Annotated in this window: 23 protein-coding genes; 11 read left to right on the top strand and 12 right to left on the bottom strand. The window is 66.5% G+C overall.

From position 1 onward, the window contains the following. Nucleotides 1-5 precede the first annotated feature (5 nt). The 3 genes from FG95_RS18995 (at nucleotide 6) to FG95_RS19005 (ending at nucleotide 3,202) form a co-directional block, all read left to right on the top strand. On the top strand, nucleotides 6-392 hold the full coding sequence (locus FG95_RS18995) for a DUF1801 domain-containing protein (RefSeq protein ID WP_037557914.1): 387 nt from the start codon (nucleotides 6-8) through the stop codon (nucleotides 390-392). Then, nucleotides 389-2,854 (top strand): ATP-dependent helicase HrpB, encoded by a 2,466-nt coding sequence (gene hrpB, locus FG95_RS19000; RefSeq protein ID WP_037557915.1) that lies wholly within the window; start codon nucleotides 389-391, stop codon nucleotides 2,852-2,854. Before FG95_RS18995 ends, hrpB begins: the two co-directional genes overlap by 4 nt. A gap of 69 nt (nucleotides 2,855-2,923) precedes the next feature. Further along, the gene (locus tag FG95_RS19005; protein WP_037557916.1) at nucleotides 2,924-3,202 is read left to right on the top strand and encodes an ETC complex I subunit; all 279 of its coding nucleotides are present in this window, start codon (nucleotides 2,924-2,926) and stop codon (nucleotides 3,200-3,202) included. Nucleotides 3,203-3,344: 142 nt separating this feature from the next. On the opposite strand, the gene FG95_RS19010 is transcribed toward FG95_RS19005, so the two are convergent. The 5 genes from FG95_RS19010 to FG95_RS19030 all read right to left on the bottom strand — a co-directional run bounded on the left by FG95_RS19010 (nucleotide 3,345) and on the right by FG95_RS19030 (nucleotide 5,381). Further along, nucleotides 3,345-3,560, bottom strand: coding sequence for a DUF4170 domain-containing protein (locus FG95_RS19010; protein ID WP_037557917.1), 216 nt, complete (start codon nucleotides 3,558-3,560; stop codon nucleotides 3,345-3,347). Nucleotides 3,561-3,641: 81 nt separating this feature from the next. Continuing rightward, nucleotides 3,642-4,001 carry a hypothetical protein gene (locus FG95_RS19015; protein ID WP_037557918.1) on the bottom strand — a complete coding sequence of 120 codons (360 nt, stop codon included), beginning with the start codon at nucleotides 3,999-4,001 and terminating at the stop codon, nucleotides 3,642-3,644. Beyond that, nucleotides 3,985-4,377, bottom strand: coding sequence for a hypothetical protein (locus FG95_RS19020; protein ID WP_037557919.1), 393 nt, complete (start codon nucleotides 4,375-4,377; stop codon nucleotides 3,985-3,987). Before FG95_RS19020 ends, FG95_RS19015 begins: the two co-directional genes overlap by 17 nt. Continuing rightward, nucleotides 4,361-4,825, bottom strand: coding sequence for a phage holin family protein (locus FG95_RS19025; protein WP_037557920.1), 465 nt, complete (start codon nucleotides 4,823-4,825; stop codon nucleotides 4,361-4,363). The genes FG95_RS19020 and FG95_RS19025 overlap by 17 nt, the downstream gene beginning before the upstream one ends. A 7-nt stretch (nucleotides 4,826-4,832) precedes the next feature. Further along, complete coding sequence (locus FG95_RS19030) at nucleotides 4,833-5,381, bottom strand: hypothetical protein (RefSeq protein ID WP_235211620.1); 549 nt, start codon at nucleotides 5,379-5,381, stop codon at nucleotides 4,833-4,835. A 199-nt stretch (nucleotides 5,382-5,580) separates the two neighbouring features. On the opposite strand from FG95_RS19030, the gene eno reads away from it, so the two are divergent. Further along, complete coding sequence (eno, locus tag FG95_RS19035) at nucleotides 5,581-6,855, top strand: phosphopyruvate hydratase (RefSeq protein ID WP_037557921.1); 1,275 nt, start codon at nucleotides 5,581-5,583, stop codon at nucleotides 6,853-6,855. A 186-nt stretch (nucleotides 6,856-7,041) separates the two neighbouring features. Here the strand turns inward: eno and FG95_RS20870 are convergent, their stop codons facing one another. Then, nucleotides 7,042-7,371 carry a hypothetical protein gene (locus tag FG95_RS20870; protein ID WP_162473310.1) on the bottom strand — a complete coding sequence of 110 codons (330 nt, stop codon included), beginning with the start codon at nucleotides 7,369-7,371 and terminating at the stop codon, nucleotides 7,042-7,044. Between FG95_RS20870 and FG95_RS19045 the strand changes: the two genes are divergently transcribed. The 6 genes from FG95_RS19045 (at nucleotide 7,358) to FG95_RS19070 (ending at nucleotide 12,144) form a co-directional block, all read left to right on the top strand. Continuing rightward, on the top strand, nucleotides 7,358-7,654 hold the full coding sequence (locus tag FG95_RS19045; protein ID WP_235211621.1) for an FtsB family cell division protein: 297 nt from the start codon (nucleotides 7,358-7,360) through the stop codon (nucleotides 7,652-7,654). The two genes, FG95_RS20870 and FG95_RS19045, sit on opposite strands and share 14 nt — an antisense overlap. A gap of 263 nt (nucleotides 7,655-7,917) precedes the next feature. Next, nucleotides 7,918-8,988, top strand: coding sequence for a pyruvate dehydrogenase (acetyl-transferring) E1 component subunit alpha (pdhA, locus tag FG95_RS19050; protein ID WP_037557928.1), 1,071 nt, complete (start codon nucleotides 7,918-7,920; stop codon nucleotides 8,986-8,988). A gap of 1 nt (nucleotide 8,989) precedes the next feature. Continuing rightward, nucleotides 8,990-10,366, top strand: a complete 1,377-nt coding sequence (locus FG95_RS19055) for a pyruvate dehydrogenase complex E1 component subunit beta (RefSeq protein ID WP_037557930.1) — start codon at nucleotides 8,990-8,992, stop codon at nucleotides 10,364-10,366. A 28-nt stretch (nucleotides 10,367-10,394) separates the two neighbouring features. Next, the gene (locus tag FG95_RS19060) at nucleotides 10,395-10,994 is read left to right on the top strand and encodes a hypothetical protein (protein ID WP_235211622.1); all 600 of its coding nucleotides are present in this window, start codon (nucleotides 10,395-10,397) and stop codon (nucleotides 10,992-10,994) included. A gap of 83 nt (nucleotides 10,995-11,077) precedes the next feature. Beyond that, nucleotides 11,078-11,797: a serine O-acetyltransferase gene (cysE, locus tag FG95_RS19065; protein WP_037557934.1), complete on the top strand. Its 720-nt coding sequence runs from the start codon at nucleotides 11,078-11,080 to the stop codon at nucleotides 11,795-11,797. Continuing rightward, on the top strand, nucleotides 11,797-12,144 hold the full coding sequence (locus tag FG95_RS19070) for a DUF2794 domain-containing protein (protein WP_037557936.1): 348 nt from the start codon (nucleotides 11,797-11,799) through the stop codon (nucleotides 12,142-12,144). Before cysE ends, FG95_RS19070 begins: the two co-directional genes overlap by 1 nt. Nucleotides 12,145-12,374: 230 nt before the next feature. Here FG95_RS19070 and FG95_RS19075 read toward each other — a convergent pair whose 3' ends face one another. The 6 genes from FG95_RS19075 to FG95_RS19100 form a co-directional block, all read right to left on the bottom strand. Beyond that, entirely contained in the window at nucleotides 12,375-13,889 is a 1,515-nt protein-coding gene (locus FG95_RS19075; protein ID WP_037557938.1) for a SulP family inorganic anion transporter, read from the bottom strand. A gap of 2 nt (nucleotides 13,890-13,891) precedes the next feature. Beyond that, nucleotides 13,892-14,584 (bottom strand): carbonic anhydrase, encoded by a 693-nt coding sequence (locus tag FG95_RS19080; protein WP_037557940.1) that lies wholly within the window; start codon nucleotides 14,582-14,584, stop codon nucleotides 13,892-13,894. An 82-nt stretch (nucleotides 14,585-14,666) separates the two neighbouring features. After that, on the bottom strand, nucleotides 14,667-15,986 hold the full coding sequence (locus FG95_RS19085) for an ATP-binding protein (protein ID WP_037557942.1): 1,320 nt from the start codon (nucleotides 15,984-15,986) through the stop codon (nucleotides 14,667-14,669). Then, nucleotides 15,983-16,693 (bottom strand): response regulator, encoded by a 711-nt coding sequence (locus tag FG95_RS19090; protein WP_037557946.1) that lies wholly within the window; start codon nucleotides 16,691-16,693, stop codon nucleotides 15,983-15,985. The genes FG95_RS19085 and FG95_RS19090 overlap by 4 nt, the downstream gene beginning before the upstream one ends. Before the next feature lie 287 nt (nucleotides 16,694-16,980). After that, on the bottom strand, nucleotides 16,981-18,054 hold the full coding sequence (locus FG95_RS19095) for a hypothetical protein (protein WP_037557947.1): 1,074 nt from the start codon (nucleotides 18,052-18,054) through the stop codon (nucleotides 16,981-16,983). A gap of 231 nt (nucleotides 18,055-18,285) precedes the next feature. After that, entirely contained in the window at nucleotides 18,286-19,188 is a 903-nt protein-coding gene (locus FG95_RS19100; protein ID WP_037557950.1) for an SDR family oxidoreductase, read from the bottom strand. Nucleotides 19,189-19,388: 200 nt separating this feature from the next. On the opposite strand from FG95_RS19100, the gene FG95_RS19105 reads away from it, so the two are divergent. Then, complete coding sequence (locus tag FG95_RS19105; protein WP_052182524.1) at nucleotides 19,389-20,732, top strand: OprO/OprP family phosphate-selective porin; 1,344 nt, start codon at nucleotides 19,389-19,391, stop codon at nucleotides 20,730-20,732. The last annotated feature ends 202 nt before the right edge of the window (nucleotides 20,733-20,934 follow it).

Here is a 20,934-nt window from a genome sequence, read left to right on the forward strand (position 1 = left end):
CTTTCATGGCGACGATGGGCCCCGCGGCGGACAGCCCCGATGACTATATCGCGGCGCTGTCGGGCTGGCAGCTGGAACGGTGTCGGATGATGCGCGCGGCGATCATGGCCGCCGCGCCCTTTGAAGAAACGATCAAATGGACCAACCTCGTCTTCATGGCGAATGGCCCGTGCATATTGATCCGCGCCGAAGCGCATCGCGTCCTGCTCGGCTTCTGGCGCGGCAAAAGGCTGCGCGACCTCGAACCCCGGATCAAGGCGAGCGGCAAATATGAGCTCGGCAATCTGGTGCTGACCGAGGCGAGCGAGGTGGGGGGCGGCCAAGTGTCGAAACTCGCCGCCGAGGCTTTCCGTTTGAATGCCGAACTGGGCAACCCGGCAGCGCGCGTATGAGGCAGGCGCTTCCGATCGATCAGGTGCTGCCCGACATCATGGCGGCGCTGGTGCTGAAACCCAATGCGGTCATTGTAGCACCCCCCGGCGCGGGCAAGACGACACGCGTCGCCCCGGCGCTGCTCGCCCAGCCATGGTGCACGGGCGCGGTGTGGCTGCTCTCGCCGCGCCGGCTCGCGGCGCGCGCTGCCGCCGAGCGGATTGCCGAAGAGATGGGCGCCGCGGGCGGCGGCCCGGTCGGCTATGCGACCCGCCTCGACAGCAAGCAGTCGAAGGACACCCGCCTACTCGTGATGACGCCGGGGCTGTTCCGCAACCGCATCCTCGCCGATCCCGAACTTGCCGGCGTATCGGCGGTGCTGTTCGACGAAGTGCATGAACGCAGCCTCGATGGCGATTTCGCACTCGCGCTGGCGATCGACGCGCAGCAGGGGCTGCGCGACGACCTCCGCCTCGTCGCCATGTCGGCGACGCTCGATGGCGCGCGCTTCGGCGCGCTGCTCGGCAACGCGCCGGTGGTGAAGAGCGAAGGCAAGATTTGGCCGCTCGACCTGCGCCATATCGGCCGCCGCGCCGAGGACAGGCTCGAAGCGTCGGTGCTCGCGGCGGTGCGGCAGGCGCCCGCCGATGAGGCCGAAGGCGACATGCTCGCTTTCCTGCCCGGCGCCGCCGACATCGAGCGCGCGGCGCCGGCGGTCGAGGGGGCGCGCCTGCCGCTGGCCGTCCACCGCCTGCACGGCCAGATCGACCCGGCGCTCCAGCGCAAGGCGCTCGTCCGTGATCCCGACGGACGGCGCAAGCTGATCCTCGCGACGAGCATCGCCGAAACCAGCCTGACGATCGACGGCGTGCGCATCGTGATCGACGCCGGCCTGTCGCGCCGTCCGCGCTTCGACAAGGCGGCGGGGATCGCGCGCCTCGTCACCGAACGCGCGAGCCAGGCGTCGGCGACGCAGCGCGCGGGCCGCGCCGCGCGGCAGGGGCCGGGGGTCGCCTACCGTCTGTGGGAAGCCGCGGCGACCGCGGGCATGCCGCCCTTCGATCCGCCCGAAATCCACGAAAACGACCTGATGCCCGTCGTGCTCGATTGCGCGAGCTGGGGCATTGTCGATCCGCGTCAATTGGGCTGGCTCGACCCTCCGTCGCCCGCCGCGATTTCGGAGGCGAAGACGCGATTGCAGGCGATCGGCGCGCTGGCAGACGATGGCCGCATCACCGCGCACGGCAAGGCGCTCGCGGCGATCCCGCTGCCGGTGCCGCTCGCGCACATGCTGCTCGATGCGGCGCGCGCGGGCGAGGGTGAGATCGCGGGGCGGCTCGCGGTGCTGCTCACCGAGCCGGGGCTCGGCGGGCGCGGCGTCGATGTCGAAGCGCGGCTGTCGCGCTGGCGCGGCCAGCGGAACCAGCGCAGCGAAGGCGCGTGGCGGCTCGCGCGGCGGCTCGCGACGATCGGCGAGAAACTGGCGGCGGGGGCGGGCGAGGCCGCGCCGCGCTCGATCGGCGGCTGGATCGCGACCGCCTGGCCCGACCGCGTCGCGCGCCAGCGCGCGGGGCAGCGCGGCGAATATCTGAGCGTCGGCGGCCGCGCCTATCGCATCGATGCGGTCGACCCGCTTGCGGGCAGCGAATGGCTCGCGATCGCCGATGCGCAGGGCCATGCCGCGGGCGTGCGCATCCTCGCCGCCGCGCCGATCGGGCAGGACGAGGTCGAGGCGCTGTTCGCCGACCGGATCGTCGAACATTCGGCGAGCAGTTATGACAGCGCGAACGACCGCGTCGACCACCGCCGCGAGCGACGGCTCGGCGCGATCGCGCTGACGAGCGGGCAGGCGGCGCGCAGCGACAAGGCCGAGGACGACGTCGCGGTGCGCATGGCTGCGGTGCGCGACAAGGGTTTGGTGCTGATCGGCTGGGGGCCAGCGTCGCAGGCGCTGCGCCAGCGCGCATCCTTCGCGGGGCTCGACATATTGTCGACCAACGCGCTCGGCGACAGCCTCGAAATCTGGCTCGAACCCTTGCTTTCGGGGTGCCGCGGCCTGCGCGATATCGGCGATCGCAAGCTTGCCGACGCGCTGATGGCGATGCTCGACTGGCCGGCGCGGCAGCTGCTCGAAAAGCACGCCCCCGCCGACTATGCGACCCCGGCGGGTAGCCGCCATCCGATCGACTATGGCGCCGACGGCGGCCCGACCGTCAACGTGCGCGTCCAAGAGCTCTTCGGCCTCGCGCGCCACCCGACGGTGGGCGATCCGCCGGTGCCGCTGATCCTTGCGCTGACCTCGCCCGCACACCGCCCGATCCAGACGACGCGCGACATCGCATCCTTCTGGGGCGGGAGCTGGCACGATGTCGCGCGAGAGATGCGCGGACGCTATCCCAAGCACAGCTGGCCCGACGATCCGGCGAACGCGCGCCCGACCTTGCTGACCAAAGCCGCGCAGGCGCGGCGCGATGCGCAATAGACCCCTTTCGGTGTCGCGAGCTTGGCGCTAAGGCGGCGGCACAGACCCCGATTATACAGGACGACCCCGATGAAAGCGCGTATCTTCCAAAAGCCCAAGAATGCGATGCAGTCGGGGCGCGCCGGGACGCAGCGCTGGATGCTCGAATTCGCGCCCGCCGAGGCGCGCAAGGCCGATCCGCTGATGGGCTGGGCGGGCAGCGGCGACACGCAGCGCCAGCTTCGCCTCGGCTTCGCCAGCCGCGAAGAGGCGGTCGCTTACGCCGAGAAGAACGGTATCGAGGTCGAGATTACGCCGACGCCGGTCCGCACGCTGAAAATCCAGGCCTACGCGGACAATTTTCGGTAAAGCGGCTAGTTAAACCACCGTATCCCCGAGCGAAGACGAGGGGCTCATTCGAGCGTAGCGAGAAGCTGCCATGTCGCCGCCTCGACTTCGCTCGGCATAGCCCCTCGTCTTCGCTCGGGGATACGGATGGGATGTATGCCGCTTACTCAGCGTCGGGCTGCAGCAATTTGTGCAGGTGGACGACGACATATTTCATTTCGGCGTCGTCGACGGTGCGCTGGGCCGCGCTGCGCCATGCCTTTTCGGCCGATTTATAGTCGGGATAGAGGCCGACGACGTCGAGATTGCCGAGGTCGACGAAGTCGAGACCCTGCGGATCGCTGACGCGTCCGCCGAAGACGAGATGCAATTTGCTCATGACTGCTTTCCTTGCGGATAAACGCTGGTAGGGGAGAAGGCGCGGCCCCTACCAGTGCTTTGCCCTAACGGCAAGTGCAGCTCATTCCTCGTCTTTGCGGACGCCCTTGGGCAGCAGCGAACCGAGCAGCGCGCCGATCGCGACCGCGCCGGCGACGAGCGTCAGCGGTTGCTTCTCGGCGACGTCCTTGAGCTTGCTGTTGGCTCGTTTCGCCTGCGCCTTGCCCTTCTGATAGGCCTCACCGGCGGCTTCGCGCGCGACGCCGGCCTGTTCGCTGGCCTTTGCCGCGAATTCTTCGGTCGCGGCGCGGGCGCGGCCATAGCCGCCTTGAATGCGCGCCTTCGCCGCCTCGGCGGTCAGGCGGGCGTTTTCGGCGGTTTTCTCCGCAAGTTCACTCGCTTTGGCACGCGTTTCGCGGGCGGTTTCACCGAACGGCTTCATGATCGTCTTCCTCCAGAGTTTCAAATTCATCCTCGTCCGCCGGTTCGTCGACGGCACGAAAATGATCGGCGACTTCACTCGCCAGGTCCTGAATCTTGCGCGTCAGTTTCGGCGCATGTTCCTTGATCGGTTCGCGCAGCAACCACAGCGCGCCCGCCGCCGCGGCGATCGCGATCGGCCAGCGATTGTCGCGAAGCTCTTGGCCGACGGCATGCGCGGCATCGTCGACCTTTTCGCCGATCCGGTATTTGCCCCGATCGACGAGCGCCGACGGCCGGAGCGCCTCCTTCGCGACATCGAGCCGCCGATAAAGTTCGCCCCGCTGAAGCATCGAGCGTCGCGCCGCGGCGATCAGGCGGTTACGCATCCGCGGCATCGTCGATCCTCTCGTTGGTCAGGTCGCTGCGGAGCGCAGTGCGAATGTCGGCGTAGCTCTTTCGCGCGCGCCAGCCGGCGAACCCGGCCACGGCGAGCAATATGGCGACGACGATCAGGGTCGCGACGAACGGCCCGACATGCGGCGCGAGCGCCAGAATCGCCCCGAAAGCGAGCGCGAGCATCGCGATGCCCAAAGCCGAGGCGGCGACCGCGCCCCAACCCGCGGTCCATGACGCGCCGTGCAGCGCCAGCTCGCCGCGCGCTTCGAGCAGCGCAAGCTCCGCCTTTGCCGTCGCCGACAGATTGTCGACGACATCGCCGACAATCTTTTCGAGCGGAACGGGGGGCGGGGCGAGCGGGCGCCCGTCCGGCGCATAGCCATGACTTATGCCGTCGAAACGGCGCTCATCGGACGTTGGCGGAATGTTCGGATCGGAAGATGACAAGCTGCTGTCAATCGTTGGAGCTGCCTTTGAGCATGCGCGCGAGAACGAAGCCGATCACCGTGGCGGCGCCGACGGCGATCGCCGGGTTCTTCTTGACCATGTCGCGCGTCGAGGCCGCGAGTTCGTCGAGATCCTTCTTGTCGAGCGTCGTGGCGAGGCCGGCGACGGTCGAGGCGGCCGAGCGGGCATAGTCGCCGTACTGCTTGCCGAACTTGCTGTCGACGGTGCCGGCGCTGTCCTCAAGCATCTTGGCAAGGCTGCCGACGGCCTCGGCCGCCTTGTCCTTGCCCTTGGTCGCGGCGTCGCGCGCCTTGGCCGAGGCCTGGTTCTTGAACGCCGTCGCCTCATCCTTCAGCGAGGCGGCCTTTTTCGACGCTTCGGACTTGATGGTGTCGCGGGTCGCGGCGATCTGGTCGCGGATGGGATGGTCCTTGGCGGCCTTCACGGATGCGGGCTTGCGGGCGGGCGCGGCCTTGGTGGCGGCAGCCTTCGCGGGCGCCCTGGGACGGGGAGCTGCGGCTTTCTTCGTCGCGGGAGTAGCGGCTTTGGCCATCATTTAGTCCTCTTCTGTCGTGTCGGGCGCCGCGCGGGCGGGCATCCTCTTTTGGTCCTGCAAGATATATAGCAAGGCGCGCCCAATGGTTCCATCCCCGCGCAAAATTCCTATGCAGCGGTTGCACTAACGTCACCCGGCCGATAACAGGCGGGCGCTCTCTCAACCTGCTCCGTTCGGGGCGCCCAGCAGGACAGTTTCCATGACCGCCATCATCGACATCCACGGCCGCGAAATCCTCGACAGCCGCGGCAATCCCACCGTCGAAGTCGATGTGCTGCTGGAGGATGGCAGCTTCGGCCGCGCCGCGGTTCCCTCGGGCGCCTCGACCGGCGCGCACGAGGCGGTCGAACTGCGCGACGGCGACAAGGCGCGCTATCTCGGCAAGGGCGTGACCAAGGCGGTCGCGGCGGTCAACGGCGACATCGTCGAGGCGCTGATCGGCCTCGATGCCGAGGACCAGCGCGAACTCGACATGGCAATGATCGACCTCGACGGCACCGCGAACAAGAGCCGCCTCGGCGCCAACGCGATCCTCGGCGTCAGCCTCGCCGCCGCCAAGGCCGCGGCCGACGCGCGCGGCCTGCCGCTCTATCGCTATGTCGGCGGCGTCTCGGCTCGCACCTTGCCGGTGCCGATGATGAACATCATCAACGGCGGCGAACATGCCGACAACCCGATCGACGTGCAGGAATTCATGATCATGCCCGTCGGCGCCAGCAGCATCGCCGAGGCGGTGCGCTGGGGCAGCGAAATCTTCCACACGCTGAAAAAGGGGCTGTCGGCGAAGGGGCTCGCCACAGCGGTCGGCGACGAGGGCGGCTTCGCGCCGAACCTCGCCTCGACCCGCGCCGCGCTCGACTTCATCGCCGCCTCGGTCGATCAGGCGGGCTTCAAGCTCGGCACCGACGTCGTGCTCGCGCTCGACTGCGCCGCGACCGAATTCTTCAAGAATGGCAAGTACGAGATCAGCGGCGAAGGGCTCTCGCTGAGCCCCGAACAGATGGCCGAATATCTCGCCGCGCTGGTGAACGACTATCCGATCAAGTCGATCGAGGACGGCATGAGCGAGGATGATTTCACCGGCTGGAAGGCGCTCACCGACCTCATCGGCGACAAGTGCCAGCTCGTCGGCGACGATTTGTTCGTCACCAACCCCGCGCGCCTCGAACAGGGGATCAAGGACGGCCTCGCCAACTCGCTGCTCGTCAAGGTCAACCAGATTGGCACTTTGTCGGAAACGCTCGACGCGGTCGATATGGCGCACCGCGCGCGCTACACCGCCGTCATGTCGCACCGCTCGGGCGAGACCGAGGATTCGACGATCGCCGACCTCGCGGTCGCGACCAACTGCGGCCAGATCAAGACCGGCAGCCTCGCGCGTTCGGACCGGCTCGCCAAATATAACCAGTTGATCCGTATCGAGGAAGAATTGGGCGACATGGCGCGCTATCCGGGCGCAGCGATTTTTTCATAACATGGGCTACAGCCGGGCCCGAATTGCTTAGGTCGATCGGCCGAAACCTGTTACCTTCTCTCTCGACGGTTGCGGTTTTTCCACCAGATTGGCTTTTCGTGGTCCCGGCTCAATGCCCGCAGTCCCTCCGTTTCGTGCGGATAGCCGATCATAATATGCCGAGAGCCCGGGTCGCACCCGCTCCCGTCATCCAAGGTATTCGACATGCGGTCCTTTTATATTTTGCTCGAGGATCACTCCTCGGGCCAGTCCGAGCGCATTGATTTCCAGGCGGAAAGCCCCGATTTCGCGCTGCAGATCGCGCAGGGGCAAGCGGCCGGTCGTAGCCTCGAGCTGTGGGAGGGCGCGATGCGGCTTGGCACCTTCTGCAAATCGGCCCCCCACCTTTGGCGGCTGTCCTGATGCGATGAACGGTTGAAAACCGGCGCCTGGCGCCTTGACGCCACGAATCAACTCTGATTCAAGGGCCGGAATGACGCAGCGCCACAAATTCCGCAAATCGATGAGCCGGGCCACCGGTCCGGCCATTGCGGTGATGGTCGTGCTGGCGATGGTCGGCTACATCATCTTCGGTCCGACGGGGCTTTATGCCTGGGGCGAATATGGCCAGTCGGTCGAAAAGAAGCGCGTCATCTTAAGCGAGCTCACCAGGAAACAGAATGAGCTCCAGAACCGCGTCAACCTGCTCGACCGGCGGCGCGTCGACCCCGATCTCGCCGAAGAATATGTGCGCGAGAAACTGGGCGCCTATCACCCCGACGAGGTGATCATTCCGATGGAGCCCGACGCGAAGCGCTGAGCGAACCAAGCCCTAACCTTTAGGGGAGGGCAGCGAGACTTGGGAGCTTGCTCCCTAGTCGCAGCGGGTGGGGTCTATCGGGCCTGGCGCGATCTCGACAGACCCCACCCCAACCCCTCCCCTGAAGGGGAGGGGCTTAGATTGCGGCCTTTTCCTGCATACGTAACTTGGCTTTGTCCCCTGCCATGGTGGGCGTTGCCAAGTGCGGCGCGGCTCTCCTATAGGGACCCTTGCCGTAACGGCTAAATGCAAAGGAACCCGTCTTGGCCAAAGCTCCCGCGCGCAAGTCTGCCGCGCCAACAAAGACTGCATCCACCCCAGCCCCCGCGACCAATCGCGAGATGCCGCGCGATCCCGTCCCCTATGACGCGTCGCCCGAGGAGCTCGAGAAATTCTACCGCGAAATGCTGCTCATCCGCCGTTTCGAGGAAAAGGCGGGGCAGCTTTACGGTCTCGGCCTGATCGGTGGTTTCTGCCATCTCTATATCGGCCAGGAAGCCGTGGCGGTCGGCCTGCAGTCGGCGCTCGACGGCGACAAGGACAGCGTCATCACCGGCTACCGCGACCATGGCCACATGCTCGCCTACGGCATCGATCCCAAGGTTATCATGGCCGAACTGACGGGACGCCAGGCGGGCATTTCGAAGGGCAAGGGCGGCTCGATGCACATGTTCAGCGTCGAGCATAAATTCTACGGCGGCCACGGTATCGTCGGCGCGCAGGTGTCGCTCGGGACCGGGCTTGCCTTCGCGCACAAATATCGCGGCGACGGCGGCGTGGCGATGGCCTATTTCGGCGACGGCGCCGCGAACCAGGGGCAGGTCTACGAAAGCTTCAACATGGCCGAGCTGTGGAAGCTGCCGATCATCTTCGTGATCGAGAACAACCAGTACGCCATGGGCACATCGGTCAACCGCGCGTCGGCCGAGGATCAGCTGTATCGCCGCGGCGAAAGCTTCCGCATCCCGGGCATGCAGGTCGACGGCATGGACGTGCTCGCGGTGCGCGGCGCGGCCGAGGCGGCGCTCGAATGGGTGCGCGCGGGCAAGGGTCCGGTGCTGATGGAGCTCAAAACCTATCGCTATCGCGGCCACTCGATGTCCGACCCCGCCAAATATCGCAGCCGCGAGGAAGTGCAGGCGGTGCGCGACAAGAGCGACGCGATCGAGCATTTGAAGAAATTGATGACCGACGCCGGCGTCAGCGAGGACAAGATCAAGGATATCGACAAGGAGATCCGCCAAGTCGTCGCGGAATCGGCCGACTTTGCCGAAAGCGCGCCCGAACCCGAATTGTCCGAACTTTATACCGACGTGCTGGTGGAGCAATATTGAGATGGCCATCGAATTGAAGATGCCGGCGCTGTCGCCGACGATGGAAGAGGGCACGCTCGCCAAGTGGCTCGTCAAGGAAGGCGACACGGTGAAGTCGGGCGACATCCTCGCCGAGATCGAGACCGACAAGGCGACGATGGAATTTGAAGCCATTGATGAGGGCACGATCGGCCAGATATTGGTCGCCGAAGGCACCGACAATGTGAAGGTCGGCACGGTGATCGCGACGATCGCGGGTGAGGGCGAGGATGCGGCGGCGCCTGCCGCGGCACCCGCTCCGGCGGAAGAGCCCAAGGCCGAAGCGCCGGCTCCTGCTCCGACCCCCGCTCCCGCTGCCGAGAAACCCGCCGCGACCGAACGCGCCTCGGACCCCGCGATTCCCGAAGGCACCGCGATGGTCAAACTCACCGTCCGCGAAGCGCTGCGCGACGCGATGGCCGAGGAAATGCGCAAGGACGACCGCGTCTTCGTGATGGGGGAGGAAGTCGCCGAATATCAGGGCGCGTACAAGGTCACGCAGGGCCTGCTGCAGGAATTCGGCGCGCAACGCGTCGTCGACACCCCGATCACCGAATATGGTTTCGCCGGTCTCGGCGCGGGCGCGGCGATGGGCGGCCTCAAGCCGATCATCGAATTCATGACCTTCAACTTCGCGATGCAGGCGATCGACCACATCATCAACTCGGCGGCGAAGACCAACTATATGTCGGGCGGCCAGATGCGCTGTCCGATCGTCTTCCGCGGGCCCAACGGCGCCGCGGCGCGCGTCGGCGCGCAGCACAGCCAGAATTACGGCCCATGGTACGCCAGCGTCCCTGGCCTGATCGTGATCGCGCCCTATGACGCCGCCGATGCCAAAGGGCTGATGAAGGCCGCGATCCGCACCGAGGATCCGGTCGTGTTCCTCGAAAACGAGCTGCTCTATGGCCGCAGCTTCGAGGTTCCCGACGTCGAGGACTTCGTGCTGCCTATCGGCAAGGCGCGGATCATGCGCCAGGGCGGCGACGTCACCATCGTCAGCTATTCGATCGGCGTCGGGCTCGCGCTCGAAGCCGCCGACCAGCTGGCGGGCGAGGGGATCGACGCCGAGGTCATCGATCTCCGCACGCTCCGCCCGCTCGACACCGCGACGGTGCTCGCCAGCCTCAAGAAGACGAACCATCTCGTCGTCGTCGAGGAAGGCTGGCCGGTCTGCTCGATCGCCAGCGAACTCGCCATGGTCGCGATGGAGCATGGCTTCGACGACCTCGACGCGCCCGTCATGCGCGTGTGCAACGAGGATGTGCCGCTGCCCTATGCGAACAATCTCGAAAAGGCCGCGCTCGTCGATACGCCGCGCGTCGTGAAGGCGGTAAAGGCGGTCCTCAATCGCGCCTGACGACCCGGAGACGGCGTTCTACCCCGACATGCGCGATCCGCGCGTCATGGTCGCGGTGCCCCGCGAGCGGCGCCCCGCCATGGCGGCGCTATGGGGGCTCGCCGCGCGGCTGACCAAGCTGCTGCTCGACGCGCGCGAGCCGCTGATCGGGCAGATCAAGCTCGCCTGGTGGCGCGACATGGCGGCGATGATCGCGAACGACCCCGCGGCGCTGCCCAAGGGCGAACCCTTGCTTGCCGAGCTTCAGGCGAGCTGGTCGGGGCAGGGCGGCCTCGACGCCTTGGTCGATGCGGCGGAGGCGATGTTGCTCGCCGAAAGCGATGCCGATCGGTTCGCGGCGTCCGAAAGCTTCGGCGCCCATCTCTTCGCGCTGTCCGGCGGCACCGAGGTCGGCGGCAAACGCTGGGGCCTTGTTTGGGGCGCGGGCGTCGTCGAAGCCGAACCCGAAGCAAGGGCGCGGTTGGCCGATGCCAGAAATTCCGCAACGCCGGCACGCCGCGATTTCTCCGGAAGTCGCGCGCTGCTGATGCTCGATCGCTGGGCCGGTCTGATCGCGAGCCACGGAGGCGAGCGCCGGTTGCGTTCCGAAGGCCTGCTCCTGCTTCGCATCGGCCTTTTCGGCCGCTGACGAGGAAAAACGCACCGGGGCTGGAAATGGCGCTTCCCAGCCTCTATCTTGGTGGGAACAAATAGGGTCGCAGGGGACATTGTATGTTCAACGGGCTGGTCGCCTATCTCGATTCGATCAAGGCACGCGATCCCGCACCGCGGTCGCGCTGGGAAATATTGCTATATCCGGGGCTGCTCGCGGTCGGCATGCACCGCGTCGCGCACTGGCTGTTCGAGGCGCGGCTGTTCTTCCTCGCGCGTTTCATCAATCATCTGTCGCGTTTCCTGACCGCGATCGACATCCATCCGGGTGCGACGATCGGCCGGCATCTGTTCATCGATCACGGCTTCGGCGTCGTGATCGGCGAGACCGCCGAGATCGGCGACAATGTCTCCATCTATCAGGGCGTGACGCTCGGCGGTACCGACCCCGCGAACGGCATCGGCGGCAAGCGCCACCCGACGCTGTCCGACGATGTCATTGTCGGTTCGGGCGCCCAGATCCTCGGCCCCGTCACCGTCAACGCGCGCGCGCGCGTCGGCGCCAACGCGGTGGTGACGAAGGATGTGCCCGAGGGTGCGGTGATGGTCGGCATCCCGGCGCGCTCGACCCTGCTCGACGCGACCGAATATGCGCGCGAATTCGTGCCCTATGGCACGCCGTGCAGCGAAACCTTCGACCCCGCGACGCAAAAGGTCGAACTGCTGCAATGCCAGCTCGAGCAGATGCAGAAGCAGCTCGCAGCGCTGCTCGAAGAACGCGAGCTTGCCGCCGTGGATGACGAAGCGCCGCGGCGCAAAGGGAGCCGGACCCGCGCCTGATGGGGACGGTGACGCCCCTGCCGTTCGCAACTAGAACGGCACCGCTGCAGACCGGCTTCGAGCGCCCAGAACTGATGCGCATTCTTGACCTCTATGGCCGCATGGTCGCGGCGGGGCATTGGCGCGACTATGCGATGGATTTCCACCGCGACGCCGCGATCTTCTCGGCTTTTCGCCGCGCTGCCGAGCGGCCCGAATATCGCATCGAAAAACGCCCCGCCTTGCGGAGCCGGCAGGGCATGTGGGCCCTTGTCTCCGAAGCCGGGGCGATTTTGAAGCGCGGGGACGAGCTGTCGAATGTGCTTGCTCCGGTCGAACGCAAGCTGATGAAGCTGGTCGGCGACTAGGTCAGACCAATCTTTACCTCGTCATCCCGGCGAAGGCCGGGATCTCGCCGGTGCGTCAGGCCGAGACGCTGAGATCCCGGCTTTCGCCGGATGACGATTCAATCAGGAATTCAATCAGGAATGCTGCTGTCGCAGCGTCCACCTCCAAAACGGCGAGTGTGGATCAGGCCTCTCTCTGGTCGCCTGACCCACACCCGTTCCTCCGCCCTTCGGGGGGAGCTCTCGATCAGTCAGGCGGTCGCCAGACGCCGCAGCCTTTTGTCGTCGCCGAGCAGCACCGTCGGGCTGCCATGCGCCTTGCGGCGTGCGACCCAGTCGCGCAGCAATTCGGCACAGCTATGGTCGATCCCCGAAAGCTGTCCGCAGTCGATCGTGACGGCCTTGTCGCGCGGGATCGAACCCAGCGTGTCTTCCAGCTTGGGAAGCTGGACGAAGGTCGCCGCGCCCGACAGGCTGACGCGCGTCCCTTCCGCATTGTCCGAATGATCCACCTTGAGCCGCAGGCGGCGCACATGGGGGATGAGTTCGACGAGCGAGAAGAGGATGCCGACGATCACGCCGGTCAGCAGGTCGACCGCGACCACGAGCACGAGGGTGGTCGCCCAGATGAGTACCGGCAGCACGCCGTGGTGCTTGAGCAGCTCGCGCGCATGGTCGAGCTTGACCAGCCGCCAGCCGGTCACGACGAGCACCGCGCCGAGCGTCGCCATCGGCATGGCGCGCATCACCGACGGCAGCAGCGCGACGAACGCGAGGATCCAGACGCCGTGCAGGATCGTCGAACGGCGCGACACGGCACCGGCCTGGACGTTCGCCGAGCTGCGGACGATGACGCCCGTCATCGGCAGCGCGCCCGCGCCGCCGCACAGCATGTTGCCGACGCCCTGCGCGCGCAGCTCCTTGTTGAAATCGCTGCGCGGACCGTCGTGCATCTTGTCGACCGCCGCCGCCGACAGCAACGTCTCGGCGCTGGCGATGAACGCGACCGCGATCGCGGCGGCGATGATTTCGGGCGTCAGCCAGCTTGCGAAAGCCGTCGGCGGGGTGATCGCGGCGAGGATAGAATCGGGCACCTCGACACGCGCGACATTCATGCCCAGCACGAGCGAAACCACCGTACCCGCGACGACGCCCAGCAGCGCGCCGGGGACGAGGCGCATCGACGCCGGGCGCCACTTTTCCCACGCGACCATGACGCCGATCGTGATGCCGGCGATCAAAAGCGCGAGTTCGGCGCCGCCGGGGCTGCTCGCGTTGAGGCCGAGCAGGCGGCCCGGCATCGCGGCGATATTTTCAAGCCCGCTCGCGAGCGGCTTGGCATCGAACAGCACGTGGAACTGGCCGATGACGATCAGCACGCCGATGCCCGCGAGCATGCCGTGGACGACCGCCGGCGAAATCGCGCGGAACCAGCCGCCGAGTTTCATCACGCCGGCGATCAGCTGGACCGCGCCGGCGATGAGCAGGATGGGGCCGAGCGCCTCCATGCCCTGCGTGCGGACCAGTTCGAACACGATCACCGCGAGGCCGGCGGCGGGGCCGCTGACCTGGAGGGGAGAACCGGCGATCGCGCCGACGACGATCCCGCCGATAATGCCTGTTATCAGGCCTTTTTCCGGCGGAAGTCCCGATGCGACGGCGATGCCCATGCACAGCGGCATCGCGACGAGAAACACGACGATCGACGCCGCGAAATCGCGCGAAAAGCCACTGGCCGAGCTGGCGGGGAGAGCCTGGCTTGCCATGATCAGGCGGCCTCTGCCTGACCGGCGTGCATCGCGAGCCGCTGCCCGGCGGCGAGCGCGACGGGCAGGGGGTCTTCGGCACGGATCGGGATGAAGCGCCCGGTGGCGCCGTCGAGGCCCATCACGACGCCCAGATGAATGTCGACGAACCAGCCGTGCAGCGAAATCTCGCCGCGCGCGATACCCGCGGCGACCGAGGGGTGGGTGCGCAGATGCGCAAGCTGGACGACGATATTTTCGAGGCTGGCGGCGCGGACCAGACCGGCGTCGTCAAGGTCGGAATAGCCGGTTCGCACGACATGCTCGGCGGCGTGGCTGTGGCGCAGCCAGGCGGCGACATTGGGCATGCCTTCCATCATGTGCGGATTCATCAGCGCCTTCATCGCGCCGCAGTCCGAATGGCCGCACACGATGATGTCGCGCACGCCCAGTGCGGCGACGGCATATTCGACCGTCGACGACACGCCGCCATTCTGCGTCGCAAAGGGCGGGACGATGTTGCCGGCGTTGCGGCAGACGAACATGTCGCCGGGTTCGGCCTGCATGATATGTTCGGGTACGATGCGGCTGTCGGCGCAGGAGATCATCAGCGCCTTGGGGCTCTGGCCGTCGGCGACGAGCTTGGCGAACAGGTCGTTGCGGCTGGGGAAGACGCGCTTTTCGAAATCGAACACGCGCCCGATCAGATCGTTCATGAAACCACTCCTTGCTGGTTGGTTTCACGCACATGGCGATCGAATTTTGCTGCGGTGCAGCGCCTGTGTAACGAAATGTTTCTCAGGCGGCAGGAAGGTGCAGGCGTGCGGCGAGACCGCCAAGATGGCTCTGCCCGAGCTCGAGCGAGCCGCCGTGCATCCGCGCGATCCGCTCGACGATCGACAGGCCGAGCCCGAAACCGCCGGTGTCGCGCGCGCGGGCGCTGTCGAGCCGCGCAAAGGGCTGGACGGCCTGTTCGCGCAGATGTTCGGGAATGCCGGGGCCGTCGTCGGCCACCTCGATTTCGATCCGCCGGTCGCCGCTGCGCAGCCGCACCTCGATCTCGTTCCCGAAGCGCAGCGCATTGCCGACGAGGTTGAGCAGCGCGCGTTTGATCGCGATGCCATGCACGGACAGCACCAAATGATCGGGCCCGGCATAAAGGACGCGATGCCCGCGGTCGCTCGCCTCGTCGGCCGCGGTCGCACACATCACCGCGATGTCGGTCGGCGCCACGGGCTCGGTCGGATCGTCGATGTCGCCCGAAAGATAAGCGAGCAGCGAGTCGATCATGCGCTCCATCTCGCCGATATCCTGCTCCATCGCCGACGCGACCGACGGATCCGCGACGCTGTCGGCACGCAGCCTCAGCCGCGCGAGTGGCGTGCGGAAATCATGTCCCACCGCCGCGAGCGCCTGCGTGCGGTCGGCGATCATCGCCGTGATGCGGTGCTGCATGTCGTTGAAGGCGTCGATGACCTTCCGGACCTCCGCGGGGCCGCGCAACGGGACATCGACGAAATCATGCTTGCCGAGCGTCTCGGCGGCGCGCGTCAGGTCGCGCATCGGGCGGAGCGTATGGCGGATGAGCAGGCTGGCGAGCAGCACGAGCGCGATCGCGGGAACCAGCGTCTGCAAGGTCCGGAACAGCGTCAGGTCGAGTTTGCGGACATGGTCGCGCGCGCTGAAGCTGACCCAGCTCCCGTCGTTGAGGCGGATCGCGCCCGAAATCGTGCTGTGCAGCCCCGGCGACTGGAGATAGAGGCGCAGGTCGCGTTTCTGTATCTCGGGCTCCCAGTCGAGGATCTGGCGCGTGATCTGGTTGAGCTTGGGCGAGACCGGCGGCGGATTGACCAGCCGTTCCTGCCACACCAGATGATAACGCGTCGTCGTCAGTTCGGACGCCACCGTGTCGCGCTGCGACCGCGGCGCTTCCTCGATCAGCTTGCCCGAGAGGACGAGATGTTCGGCAAGGCGCCGCGCCTTGTCGCCGTTGATCGAAAACTGGCTCGCGCGCTCATAGAGGAACATGCTCGCGGCGCTTTCGAGCAGGACCGCGGCGAACAGGATCGCGACGATCTGTCCGAACAGGCCGAAGCCGCGCTTTTCGAACAGGCTCAAAGCCGCTCCACCGGCACGTTCAGCATATAGCCGATGCCGCGAACGGTGACGATCGGTGCCGGCTTGCCGGGGCTCGACAATTTGCGGCGCAGGCGGCTGATGAGGACGTCGATGCTGCGGTCCGAACTGTCGCCAAGCCGCGTGCGCGACAATTCGATCAGCCGCTCGCGCGCGATGACGCGCTGGGCATTGTCGCACAGGCTGACGAGCAGGTCGAATTCGGCGCCGGTCAGCTCGACCGCGGCGCCATCGGGCGAGGTGAGCTGGCGCCGGGGAAGGTCGGCGGTCCAATCGTCGAAGCGGATCAGGCCGCGCTCGCGGTCCGCCTGCGGCCGCTCGATCGCGTGGCGCCGCAGCACGGCGCGCACGCGCGCGACGAGTTCGCGAACCCCGAACGGTTTCGGAAGATAATCGTCGGCACCCAGTTCGAGCCCGACGATCCGGTCGGTCTCGGTCCCTTTCGCCGACAGGAAGATGATCGGGATGTCGCTCGTCCGCCGGACTTCGCGGCAGATGTCGATCCCCGACGTGCCGGGCAGCATGATGTCGAGCAGCAAGAGGTCGGCGGGCGCCGCCCGGAGCGCGTCCCACATCTGCGGCGCGGTCCCGGCGGTGCGGACGATATAACCATGTTCCTGCAGCGCGCGCGCGGTCAGGGTTCGGATCGGAGGGTCGTCCTCCACCATCAAGATGTTCGGCGGTGTCATCGCTTCACCTGGGAGAGTGGCACATTCCTTGGCCCGGACCCGCCCGTCCGCGCCCTGTTACTGGGGTGCAGGAACGCCTTGCCGTTGCGGCTCAGGCGAAAGCACGGTCCACAGGATGCTCGGCCCTGCGGATCCGCGCTTCTCTTACCGTGCCTCGCCGTGCAGGCAAGGGGGCGAATCATCTCCGGGTGCCCGGTCGCCGGATGGCGGCGACGAAAAAGGGGCCCCGACCCTTCCGTCGGAGCCCCCGAAAACCGGCTTGGCCCGGCTTGTTTTTCCGCGATTTCCTATCCGTGCGCCGCGACGCCGGCGGTCCGGACGGTCGCGGGCAGCTGGTTCGCCAGATCGTCGGGCAGCAGGCCGACAACGACCGCGCGGGCATTCTGCCAGAAGGCCGAAAGCAGCAGCAGCGCCGAGCCGATGACGAAAGCGGTCAGCGCGACATTGAGCTCGACCGCGCCAAAGGTGCGGAACAGCTGGGTCATCGCGAAGAGCACATAGGCGAGCGCCGAGACGAGCAGCGCGCGGCGGTCGATCGCGAGCGCAATCAGCCCGAAGAGGATATAGACGCCGATCACCAGCACCGCGGCGATGCTCGTGATATTCTCGCCTTCGGTGACGCCGAGCAGGAAGAAGATCGGATGCGCGATCATCGGCGCGGCGAGCAGGTGGAGCCAGAAGGCGACATCGCTGCGGCGCGTCTGGCGTGCACGGTCGCTGCGATCCCACCACATGGCAAGCGTGAAGACGCCGAGCCCGGCGATGAGCACGAGCGACATCACCAGCGCGTCGGGTTCTTCGGGCATGCCGGTGATCGACAGGATCAGCGCCACCGCCATCGCCGCGAGCGCGGCCGTGCCCGCCGCGACGGTGATCGGCACCATGAAGCGCCGCCAGTGGAACCAGGTCGCGGCTGCGGTGACCAACGCGATGCCGCCCATCAGCAGTCCCCCGACCGTATCGCCGGGGTCCTGACCGAATATCGCTTCGCCATGTTCGACCAGAAAACCGATCATCGTCGCCGCGACGCCGCCCGCGAAGGCAAGCATCAGCACGATGCTGGGCAGCGCCATGCGGCGTTTGCGGGTGAAATATTCAGCGAGGAACCAGGCCGAGCCCGCGACGAAGGCGCCCGCGAGCGCGCTATGGATCGATTCGCCGATCCAGCCCACCGCGACGAGCAGGATGACCGCCGCGATGCTGACGAAAATATCGTTGAAGCCGGTGATGAGGCGGAATGATTCCTCATCCGCTCCGGGGGCAGCGCGAACCGATGCGATATGCGACCGGAATGCCGTGGCGGCCTCCGGCGTCAGAACCTTTGCATCGACCGCGGCTTGCAGGTCGCTTTCACTATACATCGGGGTCGTCCTTCTGTCCGATCCCCTTGCCCCGCCGCCCTTATCGCACTGGCGTGTTGCTGTGTCAATACAGTGAAGCGGATTAATCCTCCCTGTGGCCGAAGGCCATGGGGAGGGGGACCGCGCCCGAAGGGCGTGGTGGAGGAGCCGCGACGGTAGCGTCATCGCCCCTCCGTCAGCGCTTCGCGCTGTCACCTCCCCATCGCTCCGCGACAGGGAGGATCGTTAGGTTCAGCCCAGCGCCATCAACGCCTTCATGACATTCATCGACTGTTCGCTGCCCGATTGCGGGACGGTTTCGCCGCTGCGGTCGATGATCTTCTCCCACGCCGCCGCGACGCCCTCGGGGGTGCGTTCGCCTTCGGGTAGCGCGACGCCGGGGGTCATCGTGACATAGGCGGCATGGAACGCGCCCGCGCCCGCGCCGACGATCATGTTGGTCGGGGCATCCTCGCTGACCAGATAGAGCGCGGCGGGGACGACATTCTCGGGCGTGAACTTCTCGAACAGCTCGGCCGGGAAGATGTCCTCGGTCATCCGCGTCCCCGCGACCGGCGCGATCGTGTTGCAGCGGATATTATATTTCGCGCCTTCGAGGTGGAGCGTCTTGGTCAGCCCTGCGAGGCCCAACTTCGCCGCGCCGTAATTCGCCTGCCCGAAATTGCCGTAGAGGCCGGTCGACGAGGCGGTCATGAGGATGCGGCCATAGGCCTGCTCGCGCATCAGCTCCCAGCACGCCTTGGTGACATTGGCGCTGCCCGACACATGAACTTTCAGCACCAGGTCGAAATCGGCGGGCTCCATCTTGGCAAAGCTCTTGTCGCGCAGGATGCCGGCATTGTTGATCAGGACGTGGACGCCGCCCCATTCTTGCCTAGCCTTGGCGACCATTTCGACCATCTGCTCATATTCGGTGACGCTGCCGCCGTTGGACATGGCGGTGCCGCCCGCGGCGCGAATTTCCTCGACCACCTGCAATGCCGCGTCCGAATGGCCGGTGCCGTCGCGCGATCCGCCGAGATCGTTGACCACGACCTTGGCGCCGCGCCGCGCGAGTTCGAGCGCATAGGCGCGGCCGAGGCCGCCGCCGGCGCCGGTGACAATGGCAACGCGGCCGTCAAATTTGATCGTCATGATGGTCTCCCGGAAAGGCTGAAAAGTTGTCAATGAAAACGCGACCGTCCTTAACCGTTCATCGCGGGCAGGCAAGGGGGATGCGCGCCGCCGAAAAACATCAATTGTCGCTGAATTGTCATGTCAGTGACGCCGGATTGTCATATACCAGCAATAATAGCGCCATCGGACAGTCACCTTTTCGCAATGGAGCTTCGTTCATGCGCCACGCCCTGGTCGCCGCCCTTTTGGCGACGTCGATGTTCAGCCTGCCGGCGACGGCGCATGCACAGGCGATGAGCGCCGAGGAGGCGGCCGCGTTGCGCGCCGAACTCGCGGCGCTTCGGACCAAGGTCGAAACCTTGGAAGCGCGCCTCGATCAGGCGTCGCCGCCGCCCGTCGCGACGCCGGCTCCCGCTCCGGCGCCCGCCCCCGAGGCCTCGGCGACGCAAATCAAATGGAAGGGCGCGCCCGAGATCAAGACCGCCGACGGCTGGAGCTTCAAGCCGCGCGGCCGGGTTCAGGTCGATGCCGCCTATGTCGGCGCACCCGGCGCGATCACCGATCCCGCGCTCGGCTTTTCGAACGAATTGCGCCGCATCCGCATGGGTTTCGGCGGAACGATCCCCGGCGGCTTCGGATATAAGGTCGAGGCCGATTTCGCCGAAAGCGACGTCGTATTGCTCGACGCGTTCATGACCTACGATGACGGACCCCTGAAGCTCACCGTCGGCCAGCACAATAGCTTCCAGGGGCTGGAAGAATTGTCGAGCAGCAACGATACCAGCTTCATCGAGCGTTCGGCCTTTACCGACGCCTTCAACTTCATCCGCCGCGCGGGCGTTTCGGCCGAATATTCGACCGGCGCACTGCTGTTGCAGGGCGGCGTCTTCACCGACAACTTCACCGCGCTCGACAGCGGCAACGACGGCTACAGCTTCGACGGCCGCGTCGTTTACGCGCCCAAGGCGGGCAAGACCCAGCTCCACTTCGGCGGCTCGGCGCACTGGCGCAAGCTCGGCGATACCGTGCCGACGGTGCGCTATCGCCAGCGCCCGCTCGTCCATAGCGCCGACATTCGCTTCGTTGCGACCCCGAATATGGAGGCCGATGCGGAGACCGGCTTCGGCGCCGAGACCGCCTTCATCCGCGGGCGCCTGCACGGCGCGGCGGAGGCCTTCTGGCAGTCAGTCGATCGTCCGGGCCTCGCCGATCCGCATTTCTTCGGCGGCTCGGTCGAGGCCGGGCTGTTCCTGACCGACGACACGCGCGCCTACAAAGGCGGCATCTTCAAGGAGGTCCATGTCAAGAACCCCGTGAGCGACGGCGGGATCGGCGCCTGGCAGATCAACCTGCGCTACGATCACCTCGACCTCAACGACGCGGGCATCGTCGGCGGCAAGCAGGACGGCTATATGGCGTCGCTGATCTGGACGCCAATCGATTATGTGCGCTTCATGATCAATTATGCGCGGCTGCAATATCACGACGCGGTCATCCCCGCCGGCGGCGACCGCGACTATGGCGTCGACAGTGTCGGCGCGCGCGCGCAGATTGTTTTCTGACGAACGTCCGCTTTGGGGTGGGGAGCGGACGTTGCGGCAATTTGGCCCCTCCCCTTCAGGGGAGGGGCAACGCAGACTTGGCAGCTTGCTGCCTAGTCGTAGTGGGGTGGGGTCTATCGGCCTTGCGCAAGGCCGATAGACCCCACCCCCAACCCCTCCCCTGAAGGGGAGGGGCTTTCTTCTCTCAATGGCCGCTACGACT

It is taken from the genome of Sphingopyxis sp. LC363, assembly GCF_000756385.1.
In the GTDB taxonomy this organism is placed as follows: Bacteria; Pseudomonadota; Alphaproteobacteria; order Sphingomonadales; family Sphingomonadaceae; genus Sphingopyxis.

Excerpts from the sequence above, each read along its gene's own strand:
- FG95_RS18995 (WP_037557914.1), top strand. The coding sequence starts at position 6 with ATGGCGACGATGGGCCCCGCGGCGGACAGCCCCGATGACTATATCGCG.
- hrpB (WP_037557915.1), top strand. The coding sequence starts at position 389 with ATGAGGCAGGCGCTTCCGATCGATCAGGTGCTGCCCGACATCATGGCG.
- FG95_RS19005 (WP_037557916.1), top strand. The coding sequence starts at position 2,924 with ATGAAAGCGCGTATCTTCCAAAAGCCCAAGAATGCGATGCAGTCGGGG.
- FG95_RS19010 (WP_037557917.1), bottom strand. The coding sequence starts at position 3,560 with ATGAGCAAATTGCATCTCGTCTTCGGCGGACGCGTCAGCGATCCGCAG.
- FG95_RS19015 (WP_037557918.1), bottom strand. The coding sequence starts at position 4,001 with ATGAAGCCGTTCGGTGAAACCGCCCGCGAAACGCGTGCCAAAGCGAGT.
- FG95_RS19020 (WP_037557919.1), bottom strand. The coding sequence starts at position 4,377 with ATGCCGCGGATGCGTAACCGCCTGATCGCCGCGGCGCGACGCTCGATG.
- FG95_RS19030 (WP_235211620.1), bottom strand. The coding sequence starts at position 5,381 with ATGATGGCCAAAGCCGCTACTCCCGCGACGAAGAAAGCCGCAGCTCCC.
- eno (WP_037557921.1), top strand. The coding sequence starts at position 5,581 with ATGACCGCCATCATCGACATCCACGGCCGCGAAATCCTCGACAGCCGC.
- FG95_RS19045 (WP_235211621.1), top strand. The coding sequence starts at position 7,358 with ATGAGCCGGGCCACCGGTCCGGCCATTGCGGTGATGGTCGTGCTGGCG.
- FG95_RS19055 (WP_037557930.1), top strand. The coding sequence starts at position 8,990 with ATGGCCATCGAATTGAAGATGCCGGCGCTGTCGCCGACGATGGAAGAG.
- FG95_RS19060 (WP_235211622.1), top strand. The coding sequence starts at position 10,395 with ATGCGCGATCCGCGCGTCATGGTCGCGGTGCCCCGCGAGCGGCGCCCC.
- cysE (WP_037557934.1), top strand. The coding sequence starts at position 11,078 with ATGTTCAACGGGCTGGTCGCCTATCTCGATTCGATCAAGGCACGCGAT.
- FG95_RS19070 (WP_037557936.1), top strand. The coding sequence starts at position 11,797 with ATGGGGACGGTGACGCCCCTGCCGTTCGCAACTAGAACGGCACCGCTG.
- FG95_RS19075 (WP_037557938.1), bottom strand. The coding sequence starts at position 13,889 with ATGGCAAGCCAGGCTCTCCCCGCCAGCTCGGCCAGTGGCTTTTCGCGC.
- FG95_RS19080 (WP_037557940.1), bottom strand. The coding sequence starts at position 14,584 with ATGAACGATCTGATCGGGCGCGTGTTCGATTTCGAAAAGCGCGTCTTC.
- FG95_RS19090 (WP_037557946.1), bottom strand. The coding sequence starts at position 16,693 with ATGACACCGCCGAACATCTTGATGGTGGAGGACGACCCTCCGATCCGA.
- FG95_RS19095 (WP_037557947.1), bottom strand. The coding sequence starts at position 18,054 with ATGTATAGTGAAAGCGACCTGCAAGCCGCGGTCGATGCAAAGGTTCTG.
- FG95_RS19100 (WP_037557950.1), bottom strand. The coding sequence starts at position 19,188 with ATGACGATCAAATTTGACGGCCGCGTTGCCATTGTCACCGGCGCCGGC.
- FG95_RS19105 (WP_052182524.1), top strand. The coding sequence starts at position 19,389 with ATGCGCCACGCCCTGGTCGCCGCCCTTTTGGCGACGTCGATGTTCAGC.